Annotated in this window: 24 protein-coding genes and 1 pseudogene; 14 read left to right on the top strand and 11 right to left on the bottom strand. The window is 41.9% G+C overall.

Annotated features, from left to right (window positions below):
• The first annotated feature begins 10 nt into the window (after positions 1-10).
• The 4 genes from GO495_RS02710 to GO495_RS02725 are packed head-to-tail and all read left to right on the top strand — an operon-like array spanning position 11 to position 5,015.
• Positions 11-1,525: a RagB/SusD family nutrient uptake outer membrane protein gene (locus GO495_RS02710; protein WP_157298162.1), complete on the top strand. Its 1,515-nt coding sequence runs from the start codon at positions 11-13 to the stop codon at positions 1,523-1,525.
• Positions 1,526-1,560: 35 nt separating this feature from the next.
• Positions 1,561-2,415 (top strand): PKD domain-containing protein, encoded by an 855-nt coding sequence (locus GO495_RS02715; protein WP_157298163.1) that lies wholly within the window; start codon positions 1,561-1,563, stop codon positions 2,413-2,415.
• A 52-nt stretch (positions 2,416-2,467) separates the two neighbouring features.
• Positions 2,468-3,973, top strand: coding sequence for a DUF4832 domain-containing protein (locus tag GO495_RS02720; RefSeq protein ID WP_157298164.1), 1,506 nt, complete (start codon positions 2,468-2,470; stop codon positions 3,971-3,973).
• Positions 3,954-5,015 (top strand): acyltransferase family protein, encoded by a 1,062-nt coding sequence (locus tag GO495_RS02725; protein WP_157298165.1) that lies wholly within the window; start codon positions 3,954-3,956, stop codon positions 5,013-5,015. The genes GO495_RS02720 and GO495_RS02725 overlap by 20 nt, the downstream gene beginning before the upstream one ends.
• Here GO495_RS02725 and GO495_RS02730 read toward each other — a convergent pair.
• The 3 genes from GO495_RS02730 to GO495_RS02740 form a co-directional block, all read right to left on the bottom strand.
• Entirely contained in the window at positions 5,010-5,522 is a 513-nt protein-coding gene (locus GO495_RS02730; RefSeq protein ID WP_157298166.1) for a DinB family protein, read from the bottom strand. The genes GO495_RS02725 and GO495_RS02730 overlap by 6 nt on opposite strands.
• Positions 5,523-5,582: 60 nt before the next feature.
• Positions 5,583-6,233, bottom strand: a complete 651-nt coding sequence (locus tag GO495_RS02735; RefSeq protein ID WP_157298167.1) for a M949_RS01915 family surface polysaccharide biosynthesis protein — start codon at positions 6,231-6,233, stop codon at positions 5,583-5,585.
• A gap of 71 nt (positions 6,234-6,304) precedes the next feature.
• Complete coding sequence (locus GO495_RS02740) at positions 6,305-7,288, bottom strand: zinc metalloprotease (protein ID WP_157298168.1); 984 nt, start codon at positions 7,286-7,288, stop codon at positions 6,305-6,307.
• 285 nt (positions 7,289-7,573) lie between these two features.
• Here GO495_RS02740 and GO495_RS02745 point away from each other — a divergent pair, with 285 nt between their 5' ends.
• Genes GO495_RS02745 through GO495_RS02755 form a run of 3 tightly spaced genes read left to right on the top strand, consistent with a single transcriptional unit; the run spans position 7,574 to position 9,482 of the window.
• Positions 7,574-8,320, top strand: coding sequence for a dioxygenase family protein (locus tag GO495_RS02745; protein ID WP_157298169.1), 747 nt, complete (start codon positions 7,574-7,576; stop codon positions 8,318-8,320).
• On the top strand, positions 8,320-8,820 hold the full coding sequence (locus GO495_RS02750) for a hypothetical protein (RefSeq protein WP_157298170.1): 501 nt from the start codon (positions 8,320-8,322) through the stop codon (positions 8,818-8,820). The genes GO495_RS02745 and GO495_RS02750 overlap by 1 nt, the downstream gene beginning before the upstream one ends.
• A 2-nt stretch (positions 8,821-8,822) precedes the next feature.
• Positions 8,823-9,482 carry a pirin family protein gene (locus GO495_RS02755; RefSeq protein WP_157298171.1) on the top strand — a complete coding sequence of 220 codons (660 nt, stop codon included), beginning with the start codon at positions 8,823-8,825 and terminating at the stop codon, positions 9,480-9,482.
• A 30-nt stretch (positions 9,483-9,512) separates the two neighbouring features.
• On the opposite strand, the gene GO495_RS02760 is transcribed toward GO495_RS02755, so the two are convergent.
• Positions 9,513-10,370: a hypothetical protein gene (locus GO495_RS02760; protein WP_170302622.1), complete on the bottom strand. Its 858-nt coding sequence runs from the start codon at positions 10,368-10,370 to the stop codon at positions 9,513-9,515.
• Positions 10,371-10,479: 109 nt separating this feature from the next.
• Between GO495_RS02760 and GO495_RS32595 the strand changes: the two are divergent.
• Positions 10,480-10,554 (top strand): annotated as a pseudogene (locus GO495_RS32595) (hypothetical protein); the annotation flags it as partial.
• 16 nt (positions 10,555-10,570) lie between these two features.
• Here the strand turns inward: GO495_RS32595 and GO495_RS02770 are convergent.
• From GO495_RS02770 to GO495_RS02785, 4 genes are all read right to left on the bottom strand, one after another.
• Positions 10,571-11,833 (bottom strand): TCR/Tet family MFS transporter, encoded by a 1,263-nt coding sequence (locus GO495_RS02770; RefSeq protein ID WP_157298172.1) that lies wholly within the window; start codon positions 11,831-11,833, stop codon positions 10,571-10,573.
• 416 nt (positions 11,834-12,249) lie between these two features.
• Positions 12,250-12,699, bottom strand: a complete 450-nt coding sequence (locus GO495_RS02775; RefSeq protein WP_157298173.1) for a hypothetical protein — start codon at positions 12,697-12,699, stop codon at positions 12,250-12,252.
• Entirely contained in the window at positions 12,674-13,825 is a 1,152-nt protein-coding gene (locus tag GO495_RS02780; RefSeq protein WP_157298174.1) for a DUF4221 family protein, read from the bottom strand. The genes GO495_RS02775 and GO495_RS02780 overlap by 26 nt, the downstream gene beginning before the upstream one ends.
• A gap of 55 nt (positions 13,826-13,880) precedes the next feature.
• Positions 13,881-14,087 (bottom strand): hypothetical protein, encoded by a 207-nt coding sequence (locus GO495_RS02785; protein ID WP_157298175.1) that lies wholly within the window; start codon positions 14,085-14,087, stop codon positions 13,881-13,883.
• Between the two features lie 239 nt (positions 14,088-14,326).
• Here GO495_RS02785 and GO495_RS02790 point away from each other — a divergent pair, with 239 nt between their 5' ends.
• The 5 genes from GO495_RS02790 (at position 14,327) to GO495_RS02805 (ending at position 17,209) form a co-directional block, all read left to right on the top strand.
• Entirely contained in the window at positions 14,327-14,908 is a 582-nt protein-coding gene (locus GO495_RS02790) for a CDP-alcohol phosphatidyltransferase family protein (protein WP_157298176.1), read from the top strand.
• Positions 14,909-15,133: 225 nt separating this feature from the next.
• Complete coding sequence (locus GO495_RS02795) at positions 15,134-15,769, top strand: phosphoribosyltransferase (RefSeq protein ID WP_157298177.1); 636 nt, start codon at positions 15,134-15,136, stop codon at positions 15,767-15,769.
• A gap of 93 nt (positions 15,770-15,862) precedes the next feature.
• Complete coding sequence (locus GO495_RS32110; protein ID WP_240915132.1) at positions 15,863-16,303, top strand: SHOCT domain-containing protein; 441 nt, start codon at positions 15,863-15,865, stop codon at positions 16,301-16,303.
• A gap of 82 nt (positions 16,304-16,385) precedes the next feature.
• On the top strand, positions 16,386-16,559 hold the full coding sequence (locus GO495_RS32600) for a heavy metal-binding domain-containing protein (protein ID WP_420808906.1): 174 nt from the start codon (positions 16,386-16,388) through the stop codon (positions 16,557-16,559).
• The gene (locus GO495_RS02805; RefSeq protein WP_240915133.1) at positions 16,478-17,209 is read left to right on the top strand and encodes a dienelactone hydrolase family protein; all 732 of its coding nucleotides are present in this window, start codon (positions 16,478-16,480) and stop codon (positions 17,207-17,209) included. The genes GO495_RS32600 and GO495_RS02805 overlap by 82 nt, the downstream gene beginning before the upstream one ends.
• A gap of 144 nt (positions 17,210-17,353) precedes the next feature.
• Here the strand turns inward: GO495_RS02805 and GO495_RS02810 are convergent, their stop codons facing one another.
• A complete protein-coding gene (locus GO495_RS02810; protein WP_157298178.1) occupies positions 17,354-17,683 on the bottom strand; it encodes an MGMT family protein in 330 nt (109 codons plus the stop codon).
• Between the two features lie 390 nt (positions 17,684-18,073).
• On the opposite strand from GO495_RS02810, the gene GO495_RS02815 reads away from it, so the two are divergent.
• Positions 18,074-19,324: an FAD-dependent monooxygenase gene (locus GO495_RS02815; RefSeq protein WP_205691190.1), complete on the top strand. Its 1,251-nt coding sequence runs from the start codon at positions 18,074-18,076 to the stop codon at positions 19,322-19,324.
• A 129-nt stretch (positions 19,325-19,453) separates the two neighbouring features.
• On the opposite strand, the gene GO495_RS02820 is transcribed toward GO495_RS02815, so the two are convergent.
• Positions 19,454-21,124, bottom strand: a complete 1,671-nt coding sequence (locus GO495_RS02820) for a hypothetical protein (RefSeq protein WP_205691191.1) — start codon at positions 21,122-21,124, stop codon at positions 19,454-19,456.
• A gap of 94 nt (positions 21,125-21,218) precedes the next feature.
• Positions 21,219-22,880, bottom strand: coding sequence for a RagB/SusD family nutrient uptake outer membrane protein (locus tag GO495_RS02825; RefSeq protein WP_157298179.1), 1,662 nt, complete (start codon positions 22,878-22,880; stop codon positions 21,219-21,221).
• Positions 22,881-22,885 lie beyond the last annotated feature (5 nt).

Genomic DNA, 22,885 nt, shown 5'->3' on the forward strand with positions numbered 1-22,885 from the left:
CGATCAGACCATGAGAACAAGATTTTTCATCATCATACTAGCCTTGCCGCTGCTTATTACCAGTTGCTTAAAGGATGTGACGCCAAGCGATTCATTAACCACCGGTACTTTAACGAATACGACACAGGGATTGAAGAATGCACTGAATGGTGCATATGCCCTGTTTAAAGATCATACGGAGTTTAACGGTACCACGGACCTTAACAATATGTACCTGCGTCAGTACTTCCAGATGAGTGATTTTGCCAGTGATGATATTGTATGCGGGCAAAGTACTACCGATCCGCTGTATTACAGCTTCACATTGAATCATACGCCTACACAGACCAATAGCCGTTATTTCTGGTATATCTCCTATAAGATCATCAATGACGTGAATACCGTGATTGAAGCTGCACAAAGTATCAGTAATCCTGATGCCAATATACAGCAACTGATAGGGGAGTGTTATTTTCTGCGTGCTTTCTGTCATTTTAACCTGGCACGTTTTTATGCAAGGCCTTATACGCAGGACCCTGCTGCCAGTGGTGTTATATTACGTACTTCCACCAGCGATCCTGCAGATAAAGCCAGGGCCAGCGTATCAGAAGTATATGCGGCTGTTATTGCAGATGCAGAGAAAGGAGCCGCACTGATGACAGCTTCACGTGGCGTGCAGTATGCTTCGCAGGAAGCCGCCTGGGCTTTGTTATCCAGGGTGTTCCTGTATAAAGGAGATAACGACAGCACTATTTACTACTCAGACAAAGTAATTAACTCAGGGAAGTTCAGTATTGCGACCGCTGCTAATTATCCTGCCATGTTTGCCAATGCAACAACCAGTACGGAGACAATTCTGTGTGTAGCTTTTACAGAGGTAGATGATTATGGTAAGGGAGGCTCTATTGCTTCTATGATCTATTCTGATGGTAACTCCGGCTGGGGAGAAGAATATGCTTCTGCCTCACTGAGGGATACGATGTCTGAACATCCGGAAGATCTGCGCTGGTCTTATATTGTACCATTGAAAGATGCAGATGGTAACATGCAAAAGAAGAACGGTATAGAGATCTATTATATCACCAAGTTCTCTTTCCAGGATGGTAAACCTACACTTAGTTCACCCATCATGTTCCGTTTGTCTGAAATGTACCTGAATAAAGCAGAGGCAGAAACGAAAGCAAATAATGCAACAGCCGCGCTGAATGATGTGGATATGATCCGTAAGAACCGGGGACTGGAAGATTACCTGTACAAGGGAACTGCACCGGCCGGTAAGACAGTACTGGAAACCGTGTTGAAAGAAAGACGTCTTGAACTGGCATTTGAAGGACACCGTTCTGCAGATGTATACCGCAATAAGCTGTCGATGAACCGTACTTACTGGGGTTATCATCTTCCCGGATTAAAGGAATCTGATATAGACCTGAGTACGCAGCCTGGTAACTATGCGAACGAGATCGTTAACTGGGATAACAACAGGATCATCTATTTTATTCCGATAGATGAAGTGCAGACAAATAAGTTATGTCAGCAGAATCCCTGATTAGTTATTTATTCATCTTTTAATGCAGTACAATCATGCAACTCAAACATATATTTTCTTTCTTTTTACTGGTAACGGTATTAGCTGCCTGTAAAAAAGATAACAATACGCCGGAAGCGGATGTCTTTTATGCTGTAAGCATTAGTGGATATGATGTTACATTCACGAATACCACTACAGGTGCCGTATCTTATAAATGGGATTTCGGGGACAGTACTACCTCTACGGAAGCCAGTCCTGTACATACTTATCCCGGTAAGGGAAAGTATGTGCCTACACTGTATGCTACAACCAAAGAAGGACGCGTAACAGAAGCATCTACCGTAGTGTATATTGCTAAATCATCACCTGTAAAACTGGATGATAGTACGTTGTCTGACTGGGATAATGTAACCACCTCTGAAACGATTTCCGGTGCAGGTGAGACCTATTTTAAGAAGTCGAAGATCGATTACGATGCGAACTATATTTATTTTTATTTCGAGATGAATTCAAATAAGAATAATGGGGACATCTTCGATTTTTATCTGGATACTGATAATGATGCGACTACCGGATTGCTGACAGGTACATTTCCTGATGGAGGATACGATGTGTTACTGGAAGGTGGAGTGCTGGCAAACTGGTTTGATGTATACAATCATTCCGGTGCGCAGGATGCGTTTAGCTTTCAACCCACCGGTGTGGCCGAATTTTATACGGTGGGTACGGTCGTACAGGACGGTACTACGCTGAAATTTGAAATGAGGTTAGTCCGTTCGAAGATCAAAGGACTGGCGGCTACTAAGGCCTTCAGGGTAGGTATACAGACTACGAAGAGCGATTGGTCTGCTACATTGGGAAACATGCCAAATGCAAATCAATCATCTATTTTAGTTAATTTTGAATAGTATTATAAACAGGAGACTTCATGCAGGGGTCTCCTGTTATAAAATTACACCTATGCGACCCTGGTTAATGTTAATATCCGCGCTGGTAATAATGAGCTGTGGCAAAACCAGCAGCAGTGATAATACTGCTTCCACACAGCAAAGCGCCACAAAAGTTACCTATACTGAAAGTACTACCGATTTTCCCAACCCGGAACGTGGTTTCTACAGATACTCCGAAACAACTGTAGATAATTATGACCCACTGGATGCACAAACGCTTGCAGGTTTCCGCGCGGGTCAAAGCGTCTCCGGTACAGTTTATAATGTCCTTAGCACATTGGTGTTCCGGTATTTTATCCTGGATGGATATACAGGAAAAGCATTACCTGCATCTTTCCTTACTAATATAACCAAAGATTGTGCTACCGCCCGGGCAGCAGGTTTCAAACTCATACCCCGTTTTACGTATACCGTTTCTGTAACAGCAGGTAGCTGTCCTGAGCAGTTTATCTGTACTCCTTACGGAGATGCCCCTAAAAGTATTGTGCTGAATCATATCAGCCAGTTAAAACCTGTATTACAGGCAAATGCAGATGTCATTGCCTGTGTACAACTGGGTTTCATCGGTACCTGGGGAGAGAACTATTATACCGATTACTTCGGCGATGCTTCTTCCAACGGGCAAAAACTGTTGTATGATAATAACTGGAATGACAGGGCAGAAGTGCTAAAAGCCATGCTGGATGCACTGCCTGCCGACAGGATGGTGCAGGTACGTTATCCGCAGATCAAACAGCGCTTTGTGTACGGTGTGAATGCACCTGCTTCTTCAGCTGCTTTAACACAGGACGAAGCAGCACTGGGTACAGATAAGGCAAGGATAGGATTTCATAACGACTGCTTTCTGGCCAGTGCCAATGACTATGGCACTTATGCCGACTATGGTAACTCTTCCTCTTCACCCAAAGAAGCCACTACCGCCTTCCGTAATTATTACAGCATGGACAGCAAATACGTAGTAGTAGGAGGAGAGACCTGTAGCGATGAGTACAGTCCGCAGAATGATTGTGAACCTGCCGGACATGCAGAACAGGAATTCGGTGATATGCATTACAGCTTCCTGAATGCCGATTACAATCCTGATGTAAACAACGACTGGCAAACCGGTGGATGCCTGGATAATATCAAACGTAAACTGGGCTACCGGCTGGTATTAAAGGATGCTTCTTTCCAGCAGGGCGATTCCCTTTCCGTATTGATACACCTGCAAAATACCGGGTATGCTGCGCCCTATAATCCAAGACCTGTGCAACTGTTATTACGTAATACGGCTACCAAACAGGTATATCCCTATACGTTCAACACAGAAATACGCAAGTGGTTAACAGGCGCTGTTACCTTACAGCAATCATTTGTCCTGCCACCCGCAGGTACTTACGATCTGCTGCTGAACTTACCGGATAAATACACGTCTTTAAATACGAAACCTCTGTATAGTGTGCGACTGGCCAATGAGAATGTATGGGAAGAAACAACAGGTTATAACAAACTCAACTATGCAATCACTGTTAAATAGTAACAAACGTTTATTGTCGTTGGATGTAATGCGCGGTGTGATCATGATCCTGCTGGCAGGAGAAAGCTGCCTGGTATATGAATCCCTGAGACATCTGGATAATAACATTCTCATTAATGAGTTTTTCCACCATCCCTGGCACGGATTACATTTCTGGGACCTTGTACAGCCAGCCTTTATGTTCATGGCAGGAACGGCCATGTACATCTCTTTTGAGAGCAAAAGAAAGAAAGGCATTACCTGGAAACAGAACTTTAAACATATCCTGATAAGAAGTGCTAAACTATTCTTATTAGGCACCGGTTTACATTGTATCTATTCCGGTAAGATGGTATGGGAACTATGGAATGTATTAACACAGTTATCTGTTACCACTATTATTGCTTACCTGATCATAGACCGCTCCATTACTTTTCAGATTGTAACAGGGTTATTATTAATTATTCTGAGCGATGTATTATACAGAACAGTATTAATGCCGGGATATGATCAACCCTTTGTTGAGTACCATAATTTTGGAGCCTACATGGATACGTTGCTGATGGGAAAGATCAATCCTGATGGCTGGGTAGCTATTAACATTATTCCTACTGCCGCCCATACAATATGGGGGATGACAGCAGGTAAATTCCTGATGACAGCCAGTAGTGGTAATAAGAAAACGGGGGTGCTGTTAATAGCAGGAGTGATTGCGCTGATACTTGGTTTTGGCGCAGACATCAGTAATATTTCGCCTATCATCAAACGTATCAGTACCGCAGGTTTTGTACTCGCCTCTGCAGGATGGGTATTGTTGATCCTGGCAGCGCTGTACTGGTGGATAGACGTAAAGGAACACAGCAGGTATACCTGGATAGCCGTAGTGGTAGGAATGAACGCTATATTCCTGTACCTGTTTTTTGAAACAGTCGGAGGACAATGGGTAAATGGTGTGGTAGCGATCTTTGTACCAATAAAAATATTATCCGCGCTGGTTACCTTATTCCTGGAATGGTACCTGTGCTACTGGTTATATAAGAAGCAGATATTTTTTAAATTATAGATATTTTTCTTTCAGGATTTTGATATGATACAGTTCATGTCCTGCCATCATATATACCAATGCTCTTGCTGAAAGCGGGTTGTTATTGGACTTGCCGATATTAGCCAGTTGCTGTTCATTCAGATTGCGTACAAGGTACAGTGAGGATTCACGTACGGCCCTGAATTCGTCGGCCAGGTCATGCAACAGGCGTTCGTTGGCAAAGGACTGCTTTGCGTAGTCGTCCTGTTCAAATCCGGGTAATCCCTGTTTTTCACCACGGGCAAAAGCTAAGAGACGGTATGCGAAGATCCTCTCTGTATCTATCATATGATTCACGACTTCTTTAACGGTCCATTTACCTGGTGCATAAGCATATTCTTCCTTCTCTAAAGGGATGCTGTATAACAGTGCATGTGTGTTTGACTTTGATGCTGTCAATACATCCAGCACAGGCAGGTCACCTACCATGTTAATGTATGTTCCCTGGTAATCTACATATTCGCCGGGTTGTGGCTTACTGATCATGAGTGATAAATTTTGCTGAAATTAAAACATAATTAGGTATTTTTTATCAGTATCGATCAGTTATTCTATATGTACTGCTTTTCTGTTCATCTTTACCTCATAATCTGTGGCGAAAATGGCGAAGCCTTTATCTGTGATGGTTTTAATCAGTTTCCTGATATGTTGTTGTATGGGGAGAGGTAAGGTATAAAAGGATGCATCTATATCGGTAATTCTTGCACCGTCCATTACAGAATTCTGATGTCTGATAGCTGTTTTTTGTCCCTTATAATAGAGCAGTATTTTTATTCTTCCATCATCGGTACCATTTAACCCTGCGCTACCGTATATAATAAGAGGTTCTGCGATACCATCACCGTCAAGATCTTTTACTTCACAGAATTTTGTCCAGAACCAGATGGAAGATTCTTCATCTTTATCTGGTCTTTTATGATCATTCAGTTCCCATTTTTTTACAAGTCCTTCCCGTGTTTCCTGCAAACAGGTCCCTTTAATGGTATAATGTAAAGTGTCGTTACCGGCTGCTATTGAATCAATGCTTTCTGACAATGCCAGGTAGTATTTCCCTGTTTTATCGCTGTAGCTGTAAGTCCTGCGGATAGGGAATTTAATGCCGTTTTTAGCTTTAATACTATCTGTGAAGATTGCAGTTGTTTCTGTTGCAGATAAGATCGTTTGTGCATGTAGCTGACATACAATAAATACGATCATTATAGTTAGTAAACATCCCCTTATTTTCATGCCTGAAAAATACAAATAAAACTCTCTCCCGGAGTTTTTATTTAATGTGCAAAGCCATAACGGCCACCACCGGAAACAAAGGTAGCCAGCATCCTGGTTTTTTGTCCGGCTGTGAACATATACATACAGGCATCATCGGAATAATCCATGTAGTTCATGGTCATTTCCACAGGAGTACCTGTGCAGGTACTGAGGTGCGGATAAGAAGGGCAACCAAAGTTAGCGGCATTATGCAGTGGGGTATCGCCCACCAGATCATCACCACAGGTCGCATCTCCCCATATATGGCGGAGGTTCAGGTAATGACCTATTTCATGTGTGGCGGTTCTGCCCAGGCCAAATGGAGCTGTTGCAGTACCGGTATTACCGAAACAGTCATATGCAATCACTACTCCATCGGTAGCGCTGGCGCCACCGGGGAATTGTGCATAACCGATTACGCCGCCGCTCATAGCACCTACTACCCAGAGGTTTAACACTGAGTCGGGCGTAGTTGGATTGATACCACCCGACGTGCTTTTCTTCATGGCATCGTTGGTAGACCAGGTGGTTACTGTTGTGGACTTGCGTACTACTGATTTAAGTACGAAATGCACCCCTACGCTTGCTTTTACAGATGAAAACAGGGCAGGTACAGTGCTGAATTCTGAATTAAGTCCGTTATAATCATTGTTTAATACGTCGATCTGTGACTGTATCTGTGCCGCTGAAATATTCTGTGCGGTCGTTTTATACAACACATTTACAACAACAGGGATCATAATACTACCATCCGGCAGGAGACGGTAAAGTGATTTGTTTTCCATGATCCGGTTTGTATTGGCTTCTATTGCAGCCATCCGGGATGCCAGGGCCGGGTCATTTTTTAGTTGCTCATTTAATACTTCCATAGTGCCGCAATGTCTCTCTCTTACAGCGGTAGTCGTGTTGCCCGTTACAGGTTTTTCAGATGAATTTTTGTCTGGTTTGGAACACGATGTAATAAAGATAATTCCGCAGGCTAATAAAATTGATAGCTTTTTCATTTGTTACAGATTTGAGTTGACTCATGCATCTATCTTGAGGGTTGATTTCACCGGGAGAGAGATTGATAGACTCCAGAGGATCGGGTTTACAAACCGAATATAATTCAAATTTACATACGTTTACCTTCCGGCTGCAAAAAAAACGGATTACCGGTAAAAAAGAATATTCACCGCAACAAAAGGGCGATTTACCGCTTAAATACAATAAAGGGCTGTTTCCGGCGATATATTTATAGTACGGTTAATTTATATGCAACGACCACTCATCTTTAAAAACGGCGAACAATGGAAAGAAAACATTTTTTGAAAAGCGGACTGGCAGCTTTAGGGCTTGCCGCAATAGCCCCACTGGCAGGTTCCTGCGGCAAGGACAATGATACAACCGCTGCCACTAACACCACTACCGATAGTACTTCTACCGGGAGTTCCAGTTCCGGCTCCTGCACGGCTACTTCTTCTGAAACGGCAGGCCCTTATCCTACAATAACGCCTTCTTCTTATGTAAGAAGCAATATTGTTGACGGACAATCAGGGGTACCATTAACCATTAAGATCACGATTAATAATAAAAACAACAGTTGCGCGGCGCTTTCCGGCGCACTGGTGGATATCTGGCATTGTACTGCCGTGGGATATTATTCAGAGTATGTAGATACGCCCGGCGGCAGTTATGCCAGTATAGACTATACAGCATCGCATTTCCTGCGTGGCAGACAAACGACCGATTCGAATGGACTGGTTACTTTTACCAGTATTTTCCCTGGTTGGTATTCTCCCAGAGCTCCGCATATTCATGTGCATGTTTACAATTCTGCAGGTACCTCTTTACTGGTAACACAGATCGCATTCCCTACGGATGTTTGTAATACAGTGTACACAACTGCAACAGATTATAAGGCACATGGTACACAGGATACGGCCAATACGGCAGACATGGTTTTCAGTGATTCACTGGCGACTGAATTGTCTACTGTTACAGGCAGTGTGTCTGCGGGCTATACCCTTACTCACACTATTTATGTAAGTGCCTGATGAGAGTTATTCGCTTATTGTATAGGAAGATCATTGATGCCAGCTCCCAGTCCGCCTGGGAGAAACTGGTATTCAATGACTCCTATACTGAGTTCATAATGCAGGCACAGCTATATAACCAGGAGAAGAAATACATCACATTTGGTGAGCTGATCGCGTATGTACCAAATGCAGAGAAATTACATTTTCTTGTGAGCGGATCTGTGGTTGGATATTTGAAACAACTGAACAGGAAAGTGCCAGATATCCTGAATAATTCAGGGAAACTTTTTCTGCCCTTTTCAAATTATAAGTTTGAGATCATCAATTCTGATATTAAGGATAAGAGTAAACATCAGGTGGCTGTTAACTTCATGTCAGAGCCGCTTACATGGTATGATACTATAGGTAACCAGTTACTGGTTGCTCTTGATACAACACCTGTAAATGATGAAATACTGACAGAGCAGTTTGCGATGCAACCTTTTCTCAGCATCTGTTCATTAAAGGAAATTAAATAATCATGGTACCTCAATCCAAAGGAAAAATATTCCTGGCAGCAGAACGTGGTTTGAATGAACTATCCTGGTTCAGGAGTTACAATACCTTTAATTTCGGCAGATATTATAATGAACATAAAACACCATTTGGAGCCTTATATGTTTTAAATGAAGATACCCTTGCCGGAGGGCATGTTATTACGATGAATGTGGAAGAAGATTCGGATATTATTTTAATTCCTGTAGTGGGGGCCATTGCCTGTGATAATGATGTTATTACAGCCGGACAGATACAGTTGTTAAGTATGAAAGCCGGAACTTCTTTTTCAGTAGCCAATCCTTATGAAACGGAGCTGGTTAAGTTTCTGCAGATATGGATTAAGGGCACGACCTCCTCAAGGTTGATTGATTTTGATCTGGATGCAGAAAAAAATCAGCTCCTTGAATTATGTAAGGGCGTAATGATAGGAAAGTTCGGAGGCAGAGAAGAAGCAGTGTATAAGCTTTCAGGCCCCGGAAACAGTATGTTTGCTTTTGTAATAGAGGGCGTATTTGAAGTGCAGTACCGGTTGTTGCATGCAGGGGATAGTCTGGGGTTATCTGAGATCGAGGAAGTAGAGCTGGAGGCGTTATCGAACAATGCTATTATCCTGATGATAGAAATATTGCCCACCTGTAAATAATACAGGCAGGCAATATTCACTGTTCACTGATTATGGCATAGGAGCAGCCGCTGTGCTCAGGTTTACATATGGCCATACGCCAGGTGTTGGTACGCTTACACCTTTTGTATTACCTCTTGTTTGTGCATCAGGACCGAAATAATATAAAGGCCATCCTTTATAAGTGATCTGTGATTTTCCGAAAACATTGATTTTTACGAACGATGCTTTGTCCAGTATGGACGGAATGCTTTTAATACTATCTACTTCGTAAATAGGCCATGTGGCGTTATTACTAAAGTCTGCTTTTGTATAAACATTGGTATTGTTATGATCATGAGAGAATGCATATAACGTTCTGCCATAAGCATCTGTAATGTACTGTGTTACTTCCTGTCCTGGTTGCAACTGACTGTTGTACTGCACACCGTCATTACCGGTTAACTGCTGATTAGCGAGCATTACAGTATAGTCGGGTTTAGCTATGAACCAGATATTATTAGCACCATCTCCATTAATATCTCCTGCTTTTACATCACCTGCATAATAATACAGGGGCCATCCTTTATAGGTAGTTTGTTTTGAACCATCAGCACGGGTAATTACTCCGAAGTCAGCAGCTTTCAGTGAAGTGTCGATAGTAAGATGTTCTTTATAGAACACAGGCCATGCAGCAAGGCAACCTCCTGTACAACCGGATGTACCATTTGCGTCCAGTGAAAAGAAGTACAGGCTTTGTCCCAGACTGTCTGTCATTACACTACCGAATTTAGTGGTGTTAGCCAGCTTGACAGTCGTTCCTTTGGGCGTATTATCTACCGAAGGGTTATCATCCTTTGAACAGCTTGAAAGTACAGACACGATAAAGCACATCGCGACAAATGCCGCAATTTTAAATTGATATTTCATCTTCTTAAGGTTTTATTTAAAGCACGTTATTGTTGTATCAATACCTTAATACGGAGAATGTGGGAAAGGGTTGCCTGGGGGTAATAATTTATTATAATGCAGGTTTAGGGACCTGCAACGGAATATCCCGGGTATTACTACCCGGGTATTATCAAAAGAATTAAAAAATGTGTCGTATGTGTAACTTCCATGTATTAGTTTTAATGCATAGGAGTGCTGGTTATTACTTCCAATAATTCAGGGTGTTCTTTCTTTTCCCTGCTCAATACTTTGTAGGCAATAATGACACTTGACAACATACATACAGCTCCAATCAGGAAGTGTATTCCGGGGAAATAAAAGGGTGCTTTATCTGTAGTAAAGTAGCTGAATGTACTGTTCATGATCAGTGGGCCGATGATGGTAGTAAGGCTCATCAGGCTTGTGAGTGCGCCTTGCAGTTCTCCCTGCTGATTGGGTGGTACATGACCTGATATAACAGATTGGAGCGAAGGGCCGCAGATACCTCCCAGGCAATAAGGGATCAGAAAAGCAAACATCATCCAGCCCTGAGTGGCAAAAGCAAATAGTACCAGGCCCATGGTATATAGTGAGAGACCGAGGTATATACTTTTTTCATTCCCGATTTTCGGGATGATCACTCTGGTTAACCCTGCCTGAACGGCTCCCACCAGCACACCTACTACTGCCAGGGAAATACCTACCATTTTCTCACTCCAGTTAAAGCGGTAAATGGTAAAGAAGTTCCAGTTACCCTGTACAGCCTGGCTGCCAAGATAGATGAGGAAGAAGCTGGCTGCGAGTCCGCCTATCTCTTTGTGCCGGGTTAAGAATTTCAGTGAGCCAAATGGGTTGGCACGTTTCCAGTCGAAAGCCCGGCGGTTTTCTTTGCTTAAGGATTCTGGCAGTAAAAAGTAGCCATATAAACAGTTGAGCAGGCAAAGTGCTGCTGCCGCATAAAAGGGCGCTCTGATGCCCCAGGTGGCCAGTAATGCACCAAGAGCAGGTCCCAGTACAAAACCCAGACCGAAGGCTGCGCCTATCATACCGAAATTCTTAGCCTTAGAAGTTTCATCTGTGCTGATATCAGCAATGTAGGCGGTAGCGGTGGTAAAGCTGGCGCCTGTAATGCCGGCGATAATGCGTCCTACAAACAGCCATCCATAAGTGGGGGCCAGTGCAAGGATAATATAATCTATACCAAAGCCTAACAGGGATGACAGCAGGATAGGGCGGCGGCCAAACCTGTCGCTCAGGTTCCCGATTACAGGTGAGAATAAAAACTGTGTAATAGCAAATACTGATAATAACAGGGCACCATAGGTGCTGGCCTGGTTAACTGGTATCCCTTTTAACCGGGCAATCAGATCGGCCATTACCGGGATAATCAATCCCCAGCCCATAACATCAATCAATAATGTAATAAATATAAAGCCGATTGCGGACTTCTTAGATGTTTGCATAGTAAAATGTTTATTGCCCCTATAGTTGGAAATAAGACAACTTAATGGCCGGGACAAACTTACATCTAAACACTTAATATCATAGGTGCTAAATACGCCAAATTACAGGGTGAATTGCGTCAATATATAAGATGCTGCTGAGAAAATGTAGCATTTAATACTTCAAAAAGAAGTTTATAGTTTTTATAATTATGTTTTCTAGTTAGTGAAAATTGAAATGGGCGCTCTTTGTTAATCGGTTTTTAGAGAATGTTCGGGGAGAGTTCGGGGAGTCTCTGAGAGTAGAACATACTTTGAACATAGCTGGGAGATAGGTTGAACATACTTTGATGCTTCGGAAATGCCCCAGGTATGTTCAACCCATGTTCAAAGTATCGCCAATTCCATAACACTCCCCGATGTCTCCTATACTATAGCTATTTATCATTCAACAACTCTGTGAGTCCACCGGTGGTGGGGCTTTGATAAGTGATCCTGCTAACCTTATGATCAGAGACGGTTACAATCATCGGATATATATCATTTTTTTTATCAGGATATTCAATAGTATTTGCCGTATCAAGCAATATTTTTCTGCTGCTCATAATATCATTCCCTAATTTTATCTTCAATAATTTAGTGGATTGTATTCTTGTAAATACATATCTGATATTGTCCTTCGTTATATTCTTTTTTACAAAAGCTTCAGCCTGACTGATACATCCTTCGCAACCCTGATTAGGGATTATTACATAAGTTCCTGTTGAAAGCATATCGGCGTCCAGTGAATGAATGCTTTTACGCAGAGATGCATGATCTTCAGCGCAGGCGTTGAAAAAAAACAGACATAAGAAAAGCAGGCTATAGTTCAATCTTACATTGTACATACTGGGCGATGTTTTGATCTTTGTTATGTGCATTTAGAAAATAGATCCCATTAGCGGTAATGAAGAAATTATCTAATGCCAGGGCTTTAGGAAGGGAAGCCTCTCCAAGATATTTAAAGTCTTTATCAAAGGCGATCAGACTGGATTCTTTGTCAGCCATTTGATGATGTGCTGCTGGTGGTAATTCCAATATTCTGTAATACCGGTCATGATATTGATCATAAATAATATTGCGATAGGAGGGGGTATTGATAAAGTATTGTAGTGTATACTCTGCATCTGATACCTTCTTGTTATTCTTTGACAACTCCATGGATGTAATACAGATATTTTTTCTGGTAGCTGCGGATATTTCCTTTACCTGCCAGTTCGTATCAATTACGAGAATATGGTGATCTGCCGGAAGACTTAACAGAATGTTCTTTGTTTGTTCATTGTAGGTTGTATAAGGAGTCCGCATATGCGATCCTCCCCAGTTATGAGACCAGTACAGACGCGAATAAGGTATCCGGTTGCGGACATTCTCTTCAGGAAGATGAATGACAGAACAGATGGTACGACCAACGGGATTTTCATTATCACTTTCTCCTATCAGGAATCCAAAGCCGATGATGGTACTGCTATTGAAAAGGAGAGGAGATGCCGCATTCGCATATGGAGGAGCTGCATGGTTACCGGTTGTCTTATTTATAAACGTCAGCTTTTTGCTGATCTGATCACTGGTGATATCATAATACAGCAATTCTGCGCCTGTATAGGAATACAATATCAGACTATCCGGAGATAGATACCTGAAATAGGAGATCTTCTTTTTAATCTTAACCGGGTGGATATTTCCCGGATGTATTATTTCTTTTGTAACACTGAGGGGATACTCCAGTAAGCGGTTATTGTAATTATCAAACGCATATAACTTGTTGTCTTTTTCGTGATAATCAACAGGCGTAGATATGCCCATTACCATCAGGCTATCCAGATAAAGATTGAGCGTATCGCTTTGTGTTATCATTAATGGAGAGGCTGTATCATGGGTAGTTGTACAGTTTGAATAAGGAGGTGCTGTTCCGTTATGGCAGCTACTGAAACAGATTATTGTTATCAACAATAACACTACTCTTTCCGGCATAAGCAAATGGATAATGGCTGTAATGAAAAACAGGGCATTTGCCCTGTTTATTAATTTACTCTACATAATAAGTACAATCAGTAATTTCCGGGTCAATGGCGGACACGCAATCATAGTGGTACACACCGTTAACAAGCGTGATTCTGCATTTTCCACGCAGCCCGTGGTGATCATCTGCACAAGCACTTCCCTGGGAAGTTCCTGATACAAAGAGGACAACTGCTGTTACTGCAATACCAATAAAAACTAGCCTTTTTTTCATGTTTACATGATTTAGAATGATGAGGGAAGACGGGTTATAATACAAGCGTTCATTAATAGATTGTTCGCATGGGTTAAGGATATAATGTATTCAACGTATTTCAAATATAAATAAATAAATCATTTCTGACAAGACGAAATGGGCGCTAGAAAAGTACGGTGTTGGCTTATGGTTTGCTTTAAATGGTTGGGACAGCAAAAGCGAAGCTCGCTTGCTTTTACCAACAGAAACGGCGGTTCATGCGAAAAATACCCTATTATATTGTTAATGGTATTACTCTATGGCGGATCCTGATGGCGCCGGTGATTATCTTTCTGGCTATACGTGGTGATGGGGAGCTGTTCAAATGGTTCCTTGCTATTAGTTTCCTGACTGACGCCATTGACGGAATACTGGCAAGGCGGTATCATATTTCCAGTAAGATGGGGGCGAAACTAGACTCCATCGGAGATGACCTGACCGTCTTTGCAGCTTTTGTCGGTATGCTGATTTTTCATCCCGGCTTTGTGCGGCAGGAACTCACCCTGCTGCTACTGCTGGGAGGGCTTTATCTTCTGCAACTGGTACTAGCCCTGTACCGATATGGTAAGATGACGGCCTTTCACACTGTTCTGGCTAAAGGAGCGGCCATTCTCCAGGCGGCATTCCTGCTCACCTTCTTTTTTTGGCCGGCGGTTTCGGGATTGCTTTTTTATGCAGCGGTTGTGTTAACTGCCCTTGATCTGGCCGAAGAAATTGTACTTGTACTGTTGTTGCGGGAATGGAAAGCAGACGTAAGAGGGTTGTATTGGATCTTAAAAGACAGATCAGGCCACAGGTAAAAAGGTTAAATAAAGCAGGCCACGTCGTCATAACTTTCAGCTGGTGAGGACGGGAAGCATGTGTAACATCGGCATGATTTTTTAGGCTTTCAAATAAGAAGTTTCTGAAAAGGCTCATTCTCTATCATTCTTACTTACCAGATCATTTTATGGGTTCCGGGTGTGGCTGCTGTAGTCCAAAGTAAAGCAGGATGATTTTTAAAACGAATTATAAAATCTGTAATTATGTACTTTTTAGATCGGTATGATGCTGCCAGGCAACTGGCAATACCTTTAGAAAAATACAAACATGAAGAAGGGGTAATACTCGCGGTGCCCCGGGGCGGAGTCCCGATTGGCTATTACCTGGCCAAACATCTTGATTTGCCATTGGATCTGTTAATGACAAAAAAATTGGGGCATCCCTCACAGAAGGAATATGCCATCGGCGCTGTTGGGATTGAAGACAGTATAGTAGAACAATCGGCAGGTATACCGCCGGAATACATTGAGCGGGAAATCAGACACATTCGCCGGCAATTAATAGAACGATACAAAAAATTTATGGGAAGCAAACAACCAGCGGACCTCCGGGGTAAAACAGTGATCATTGTAGACGATGGTGTAGCAACCGGGAGAACGATCTTAGCTACCATAAAAATGCTCAGGAGCAGGCATCCCGCAAAGTTGGTGGTAGCTGTTCCGGTTGCTTCCGAGGAAGCGGCCTTGCGTATTAAACAGGAAGTGGATGATTTTATTTGTCTTTATATACCTTCTGTTTTTTATGGTGTAGGCCAGTTTTATACTGATTTTAGCCAGACTACTGATGAAGAAGTGATGGTGCTTTTAAAAGAGCTGAATGCAAGAGATCATGCTGCATAATGGGTTTTTGGCCAGGTGATATGGGTGTTGGTACGACAATTGTGCGCTGTAAGCGCAGAGTTCGTATCCTTTCTTTCCTCTTTTAACAGCAAAATGGAATGGGGAAATTTGGGTAAAAAAATCATCATTCCGCCTCATGACTACCGGCAGGAGAAAGAAGCGGAATTTGTCTTATCAGGCGTTATAGTCCCTTTATTTGCCTGGATCGAACAAAGGCTTTACATCCTTTGTATATGTAGTAGTATAAAGAAAAACGCGGGATGTACGCAATTATCAATAATTAATACTAAAACCATGTTTTACGGTTATTACTTTTGGGGAATGCACGCAATGTGGTGGTTCATCTGGTTTATATTTTTATTCTGGATTTTCGTTTTGCCATACGATATTCCCGGTGAGCGTAGAAATAAAAAAAGCGAATCTCCGCTTGACATTCTGAAGAGGCGATTTGCCTCAGGACAAATAACCAAAGCAGAGTATGAGGAGTCTAAGAAAGTTCTTGAAAGCGACTCTGTCAAAAATAATTCTATGTGATTGATTAAATTTCAAGCAGCATAAAAAGAAAGGGAATATGCATAGTAAAAGGCGTCAAATATCAACTTACATCCGGCATGAAATGATAGATCATGTAGTCCAAAACGAAAGGCTGCTATACACTTGTCCAATACATCCGGAAGTTGTAATGGACAGACCTGGTATATGCCCTGAATGTGGTATGCAACTGGTACCAAAAGAACCGGAGATCCGTATAGCTGGAGAGTCGATGACGATATTAAAAAGACAGAAATGAACAACTATTTCGAAGATAATATAGGAATTTCATTGGACAAGGTTGTCCTGGAAGGCAGGCTTGTGCTTCCTAAAAGAGCAGCCCCGATTGTTATTTTTTCGCACGGAAGCGGAAGTAGCCGCTTTAGTCCGCGCAATCAGGCGGTGGCAGAACGGTTGCAATTGACTGGTATCGGCACTTTACTATTTGATTTACTAACACCCCTGGAAGATCAGGAATATGAGAATCGCTTTGATATAGAATTGCTGACTGTTCGATTGGTGCACGTAACGAAATGGCTCGAAAGGTTCGCGCCGGCAACAGATTGCTCTTTAGGATATTTTGGCGCCAGCACAGGAGCGGCTTCGGCATTAAAAGCAGCAGCCCGTCTGCCGCAGATATCGGCGGTAATATCCCGGGGCGGCCGTCCTGACCTGGCAATGGAAGCATTGGATAAAGTGAAGGCGCCTACACTGCTGATAGTCGGCGGGCTTGATATTGAGGTATTGCGTTTAAATGAACAAGCCTATGACTGGCTTGAATGTCCCAAGAAATTGGCAATCGTGGAAGGCGCTACCCACCTGTTTGAGGAAGAAGGCGCAATGGACGAAGTGATGGATTTGGCTGTTGGCTGGTTCACTAAATATCTGCAGAAGAAAGCCATTGTCTGAGTAAGGAACCGATATCAGGTTTGCAGATAATTTACCTGAAATTCACGTATTCATTGGGCAAACTCATTTTTAAACAGATTTTTGATACCCATATTTTACGCAGCAGATGATCAACTGATACTTAGCAAAGAACATTCTTTAAAATCACAATTCTTTCATCGGGTCCCAGAATATTCTTTTGAAGTCTGCTATTTTGCCGGCATTTACGGTTATACCTTCTGCTTCGAGTTTTTTTTGCCGTCGCCCATCATCTCCACTCAGGCCCCCCGTACTGTTTACTACCCTTTGGACGGGTACAGCGGGCTTCAGGCCCATCGTATGACCCATTGCCCGACCTACCATTCTTGCCCCCGATTTCAGGCCTACGGCCTTAGCTATCGCGCCGTAACTGCTAACCCGGCCCCTGGGTATGCTACGCACTACATCAAAAATAGCTTTGTATATAGCTTCAGTATCTATTGTGTTTGCTTTCATGTTATATGTATTAGTTCGGGAAAATAATTTTACTAATGAGGGAGGACTAAATTACAAAAAATGACTGTAGCATTAACTATTGTATCTACTGATTGATTTTTTAGGGTAGTTATTCCCAGGGGTTATTGTATATGCTAACCACTAATAAAAGAATAATTTACGCGACATTTTATACAAAAAAGCTATATTTGTGCATATTGAATTATCTATATCTATAGATAGTTCTACGTCTTCCGTAACGATGTTTTAGCAAATCTTTTTGCGGGCATAAACGGCTATCATAATCTAAAAGATCATGTGATGCCTTTATATGCCTTTATTATTCTTCGACAGAAAGTTCCTCCATAATTATTCTACCGATCAAGAAAGTTATATCGCTTAATCTTAGCGGTGAATTCTATTTTTTACAAAAAATTAGCACAGAATAAAATGACGATAATAATTATTGGTGCAGGTATTGGAGGATTATGTCTTGCACAAATGTTGAAGAAAAATGGAATGAATGTTCAGGTTTTTGAACGAGATGCAAATGCTTCTGACAGGCCTCAAGGTTATCGGCTTCACCTTGATGCAGACGGTATTTCAGCTATTAAGGAATCATTACCTGAAAAGCTATTTGAATTGTTTGAGCTAACATCAACAAATCCATTAGCATATACAACAATTCTGGATACGGCGTTAAAATTGAAGAGACGATTCCCCATTGATGAATACAGTAAGACAGAACACCATATTGAGAGGGGAGTTGCCAGACACCTCAATGTAAATAGAGCCACATTAAGGGAAATATTACTGACTGGATTAGATGACATTTGCTATTATGGAGCTAAATTAGATCATTATGAGGCAGATGAGAAAGGAATAACAGCATTTTTTGAAGATGGAAGAATTATAAAAGGAGATTTGCTGATTGGTGCAGATGGAGCAGGATCTGTCGTAAGGAAACAAAGAGCCCCTGAAGCAAAACTTATGGACTCGGGTGCCAGAGCTATCTATGGACGTATTAAATTAGAGGATGCGAGAAAAGTATTACCACAACTATGTATTGCAGATGTTTTCACTGCAGCCTCAGATGCCCGTAAATTGATTTTAGGTGTAGGGCCGATCATTTTTCCAGTACGTCCGGAATCTGCAGCTCAAAGTTTAGGTCTTGATAGAACATTAAACGAACAACACGATTACGTAGGATGTATTATTTCGGGGCGTAAAGAATTTTTTGGTTCTGATGATACAGAAGTAAGAAAGAAAACAAGCGACGAGTTACAACAAATGGCTATTGAACTTTTAAGTGACTGGCCAAGCGAAGCATCATCTGTTCCGGCAGCCGGTGAAAAAGGTTCTTTTTTTTATATTGAAATGAATTCCAGCATTCCTTTTGATTTAAAACCTCACCATAATGTTACTCTTTTGGGAGATGCCATTCATAATATGACACCCAGTTTGGGAAGGGGGGCCAATGTAGCCCTAAAGGATGCCGTGCTTCTTGGAAAGGAGCTTATTGAAGTAGCCTTGGGCAAAAAAGAGTTAGTCAATTCTTTGGCAGACTATGAAAGGGAAATGACTGAATATGGCTTTAATGTTGTTCGTCACTCAGCCGAAATGGGAACAAAGTTATTGGGGCAGGATCCGCTGACTGAGTAAGGAGGAAATGGACGTTTTAATCAACATTTGAATAAAACAATGAAAAGTAGATTTATGGCCGTACAGCCGTAATCCATAGATTTTAAAAACAGACCCGCTTCTGTAGCGGGTCTGTTTTTACATGCAATCTTAACGAACTTTTATATCTGCAAGGTTTAGAGCAATAACATTCGTCTGCGGTTTTAACCGTAAAACAGCTCCGGTATCCGGTTTTAAAAACGAACCCTTCGTCGCTTGTAACTTATAATTCATCCCTTCAAAACTACAATCAATTTGCTTTAAATTAATCTGATTAAAAGGCAGTTTAGCACCGCTGGCTGTATTTAAGTCCAGGTACCAGTTAACAGCCGTTTTACTGATCAGTTTAATGTTAACGGTCTTTTCATCCAGATCAAATTCCAATGAACCGTTTACAGAAGTGAGTGGCCATGATATATGCACATTACTTACACCATTTTGTGTAAATGTTGGATCTTTCCCCTCCGGTAAGATTTCTTTGCCATCTATTACTGCTTTTAGACGTAATCCGGCTATTTGATCCTGTTTACTCCAGATATACCCATCAACCACCGGAAGTGTGAAAAATGAGCACTCGTTGGAGGTTGCCACTTGTGTAGTATAGATATCCGGAAAACTCTCATCAAATAAATGAATATCACGAATCCGCAGATGATTGTTTTCCCACAACATATTAATCCTGTAAAACCTGCTGTTATACCAGACCGTTTTAAGGTTACTGCCTGCTATATCCTTTGAAACAGAGAAAGAAGTAGCGGGTGTTACCTTATAGTTCTTCCTGAACCAGAGAGCTGAATGCTCCAATGTTTCAACCCTGAGTTTTCCTGTTGCACGTAATTTCGCTATTAGCGGCATTTGAATCTCAAAACCTTTAGCCATTGGATCCCAGGTAAAAGAATTTTCCTGTCCGGCCTGCGTATAATTGAAACCTAAAGAGGGGTCATCTGTAAAAACTTTAAAGAACCAGTTTACCCAAAGTGAATCTCCGCCGCCGAATTCGTAAACAGGTTCGAGGGTAACAACTCCCTGCCGGTTTGTACCTAATCCATTATCATATTGTCTGATGGGATCGCTTCCCAGCATTCTGAAGATGGGAACAGGTATCTGATTCTGCGCATTTTGTGCGGGCATATAAGAGTTGATTTTACTCGGGTAATAGGCCTGGTTCCAGTAACCACCCCATAGCGTATAGCCATCTGTTCCGTATTGATCTTTACAATTAGCGGAGGCTATGATATGATATTTCTCATACATGTAATTCAGACTGTGCGCATCAATAAACCATGAAGCCACTGATTTAGGATAATAGCCAAAAACCTTTTTAAAGTCGGCCATATAAACATCTATCAGTTTTTCCCGTTCTGCAGGAGTATAACCGGTTGAAAATCCAATATTCGCCCGCCAGTCCCAGGGATAGCGGCCCCGCCATGGAAGGCCGGCCTTTTCAACCAGCGGCTGTGGTATTTCCCACCATCCGCCAATCTCAAATGAGTCTTTGGGCAACCCGGCTAAAAGTTGCTGATATCTTGAATCTATCAAAGCATCATATTGTAACAGGAATGTTCCCGGGAGCTTGTATTTTCTCATGATCTCCACCTGTTTTACAACAGTCTGATATAATACATCTTCTGTGATTTTAGGGTCCCTTGGTTCAAGTAAGCGGATAAAGTTCACAATGTTTACGATCTTAGGACCGTCCTTAGCATAGCTAGCCGAAGAAAACAGGATCATGAATGACAAGCCTGCCATCATAAAAACCGATACCCTTATACTTTTATTCATTTGTACGAAATTTTAGCTACTAACTCAATCTAATTATATAATCAGCAACATCCGGCAATTTACGATAAGATAAATTCTACATAAACTCCAGTCACTACCATCCTTGATTTTGTTCCAATGTTTTACCATTGGCACTATAGAATGCGACTTCCTTTGTAGGCAGTGGTTGCAGGTAATCCCGGTTTGGATCAAATTTCCTTCCTGTTTCAGCAATCAGAAAACCATTTGCATCTACCTTATTCAGATAACTGGGATCACTGTACGGGGCTCTTGTAGCCCAGTCCGTGCCGGTTATTTTAATACCTTTAACATCCTGTGGCAATTCGGTCTCAGCCGTCTTCCACCGTCTTATATCATCGTATCTGAATCCTTCCAGCGCCAGTTCTACTGTTCTTTCCCTTCTGATTTCAGTCCGCATATTGAGGCCGTTTGCCGTAACGAAAGTATTTGTCAGATGTGGCATGTTCACCCTGTCTCTCAGTCTGTTAATGGAAAGATCGAGGTCATTATCACTGATAGCATCGGATTTCTCATACACTGCTTCCGCATAAATTAGCAAAACTTCTGCGTAACGGATTAAGTGTCTGTCGTAATCAAATAAACTTTCGTCACCTAAGCGTCCGGAGTTGTTTGCTACAGGGTCTTCAGACATGTACTTATAAAGAATATAACCGGTGTTAAAGTTACGCTGAGGTTTATCTGGCCAATTGGCTACTTTGGTAACCGGAAAAAACACACGGTTAGTCAATGTACCTGGTATAATCATCGTCATTGTCATTCTTGGATCCCGGTCCTGGAATTCAGAACTAAAAGTATTGTAACCTTGAAAAAGGGTACCTGTTGAAGTGATAGGTAAACCATTTTTATCCAGGTACAAATCTGCCAGTTTCCGGGTTGGATTATACCCGTCCTGGTCATATTGATAAGGTGTATCATGACCTATGATATTTCGGGCGTATCTTCTGTCCAGTATTGTTTCCCGGGAGTCATCACCGGCTTCCAGGAACAAATAGCGATAACTCTGTGAAGCACTTCCTGTATAAAGATCATAGGTGCCGCTGTTAATTAACACTGAAGATGCTGTGATAGCCATGTCAAGATATATGGTTGCATTGGCGCCGCCTCTTGATTTCTCCCAGCTTCCTTCAAATAAGGCAACCCTGGCCGCAAGCGCAAGCGCTGCACCTTTCGTAATTCTTCCGATATCAGAAGACGGCAAATCAGACTGAACCGGCAGATCATTCTTTGCTTCATCAAGATCTTTTAGTATCAGGTCTGCGGTTTCAGTACGGCTGGATCTTGCTGTAAACAAAGCAGGATCATCAGCAGATAAAACTTTTGTGATCAATGGCACTCCTCCGTAAATTCTTAACAGCTTCCAGTAATACCAGGCCCTGAAGAATTTCGCCTCAGCCATATACCTTTTGATTTCTGCATCTGTACTGGCTGCACCTTTTTCAAGGATGTTATTGGCAGACCTGATATAGCCATAACTGCTGTTCCACTGATCGGATATTTCTGAAGGCTGTAAGTTACCATTGCTGACAGAGTTTGGAAAATTGAAAGCAATGTCAGATTCTGTATCTTCAGATCCAAACCTGTCCAATCCGTTGTAAAGATTGTTAGCAGCCAGTTTAAAATCACTGCCTGTTTTCCAGAAGGTAGCATCGGTGATACTATCTTTGGAAACAAGGTTTAGATCATTTTTACAACTGGTCCAGATTATGGATAATGATAAAAGATATATAATTCTCATCGTAA

The sequence above is a fragment of the Chitinophaga oryziterrae genome (assembly GCF_009758125.1).
GTDB classification, from domain to species: domain Bacteria; phylum Bacteroidota; class Bacteroidia; order Chitinophagales; family Chitinophagaceae; genus Chitinophaga; species Chitinophaga oryziterrae.

What these genes read in the sequence shown, in the direction of transcription:
- GO495_RS02710 (WP_157298162.1), top strand. Translation starts at nt 11, where the DNA reads ATGAGAACAAGATTTTTCATCATCATACTAGCCTTGCCGCTGCTTATT.
- GO495_RS02715 (WP_157298163.1), top strand. Translation starts at nt 1,561, where the DNA reads ATGCAACTCAAACATATATTTTCTTTCTTTTTACTGGTAACGGTATTA.
- GO495_RS02720 (WP_157298164.1), top strand. Translation starts at nt 2,468, where the DNA reads ATGCGACCCTGGTTAATGTTAATATCCGCGCTGGTAATAATGAGCTGT.
- GO495_RS02725 (WP_157298165.1), top strand. Translation starts at nt 3,954, where the DNA reads ATGCAATCACTGTTAAATAGTAACAAACGTTTATTGTCGTTGGATGTA.
- GO495_RS02730 (WP_157298166.1), bottom strand. Translation starts at nt 5,522, where the DNA reads ATGATCAGTAAGCCACAACCCGGCGAATATGTAGATTACCAGGGAACA.
- GO495_RS02735 (WP_157298167.1), bottom strand. Translation starts at nt 6,233, where the DNA reads ATGATCGTATTTATTGTATGTCAGCTACATGCACAAACGATCTTATCT.
- GO495_RS02740 (WP_157298168.1), bottom strand. Translation starts at nt 7,288, where the DNA reads ATGAAAAAGCTATCAATTTTATTAGCCTGCGGAATTATCTTTATTACA.
- GO495_RS02745 (WP_157298169.1), top strand. Translation starts at nt 7,574, where the DNA reads ATGGAAAGAAAACATTTTTTGAAAAGCGGACTGGCAGCTTTAGGGCTT.
- GO495_RS02750 (WP_157298170.1), top strand. Translation starts at nt 8,320, where the DNA reads ATGAGAGTTATTCGCTTATTGTATAGGAAGATCATTGATGCCAGCTCC.
- GO495_RS02755 (WP_157298171.1), top strand. Translation starts at nt 8,823, where the DNA reads ATGGTACCTCAATCCAAAGGAAAAATATTCCTGGCAGCAGAACGTGGT.
- GO495_RS02760 (WP_170302622.1), bottom strand. Translation starts at nt 10,370, where the DNA reads ATGAAATATCAATTTAAAATTGCGGCATTTGTCGCGATGTGCTTTATC.
- GO495_RS02770 (WP_157298172.1), bottom strand. Translation starts at nt 11,833, where the DNA reads ATGCAAACATCTAAGAAGTCCGCAATCGGCTTTATATTTATTACATTA.
- GO495_RS02775 (WP_157298173.1), bottom strand. Translation starts at nt 12,699, where the DNA reads ATGTACAATGTAAGATTGAACTATAGCCTGCTTTTCTTATGTCTGTTT.
- GO495_RS02780 (WP_157298174.1), bottom strand. Translation starts at nt 13,825, where the DNA reads ATGCCGGAAAGAGTAGTGTTATTGTTGATAACAATAATCTGTTTCAGT.
- GO495_RS02785 (WP_157298175.1), bottom strand. Translation starts at nt 14,087, where the DNA reads ATGAAAAAAAGGCTAGTTTTTATTGGTATTGCAGTAACAGCAGTTGTC.
- GO495_RS02790 (WP_157298176.1), top strand. Translation starts at nt 14,327, where the DNA reads ATGCGAAAAATACCCTATTATATTGTTAATGGTATTACTCTATGGCGG.
- GO495_RS02795 (WP_157298177.1), top strand. Translation starts at nt 15,134, where the DNA reads ATGTACTTTTTAGATCGGTATGATGCTGCCAGGCAACTGGCAATACCT.
- GO495_RS32110 (WP_240915132.1), top strand. Translation starts at nt 15,863, where the DNA reads ATGGAATGGGGAAATTTGGGTAAAAAAATCATCATTCCGCCTCATGAC.
- GO495_RS32600 (WP_420808906.1), top strand. Translation starts at nt 16,386, where the DNA reads ATGATAGATCATGTAGTCCAAAACGAAAGGCTGCTATACACTTGTCCA.
- GO495_RS02805 (WP_240915133.1), top strand. Translation starts at nt 16,478, where the DNA reads ATGTGGTATGCAACTGGTACCAAAAGAACCGGAGATCCGTATAGCTGG.
- GO495_RS02810 (WP_157298178.1), bottom strand. Translation starts at nt 17,683, where the DNA reads ATGAAAGCAAACACAATAGATACTGAAGCTATATACAAAGCTATTTTT.
- GO495_RS02820 (WP_205691191.1), bottom strand. Translation starts at nt 21,124, where the DNA reads ATGAATAAAAGTATAAGGGTATCGGTTTTTATGATGGCAGGCTTGTCA.
- GO495_RS02825 (WP_157298179.1), bottom strand. Translation starts at nt 22,880, where the DNA reads ATGAGAATTATATATCTTTTATCATTATCCATAATCTGGACCAGTTGT.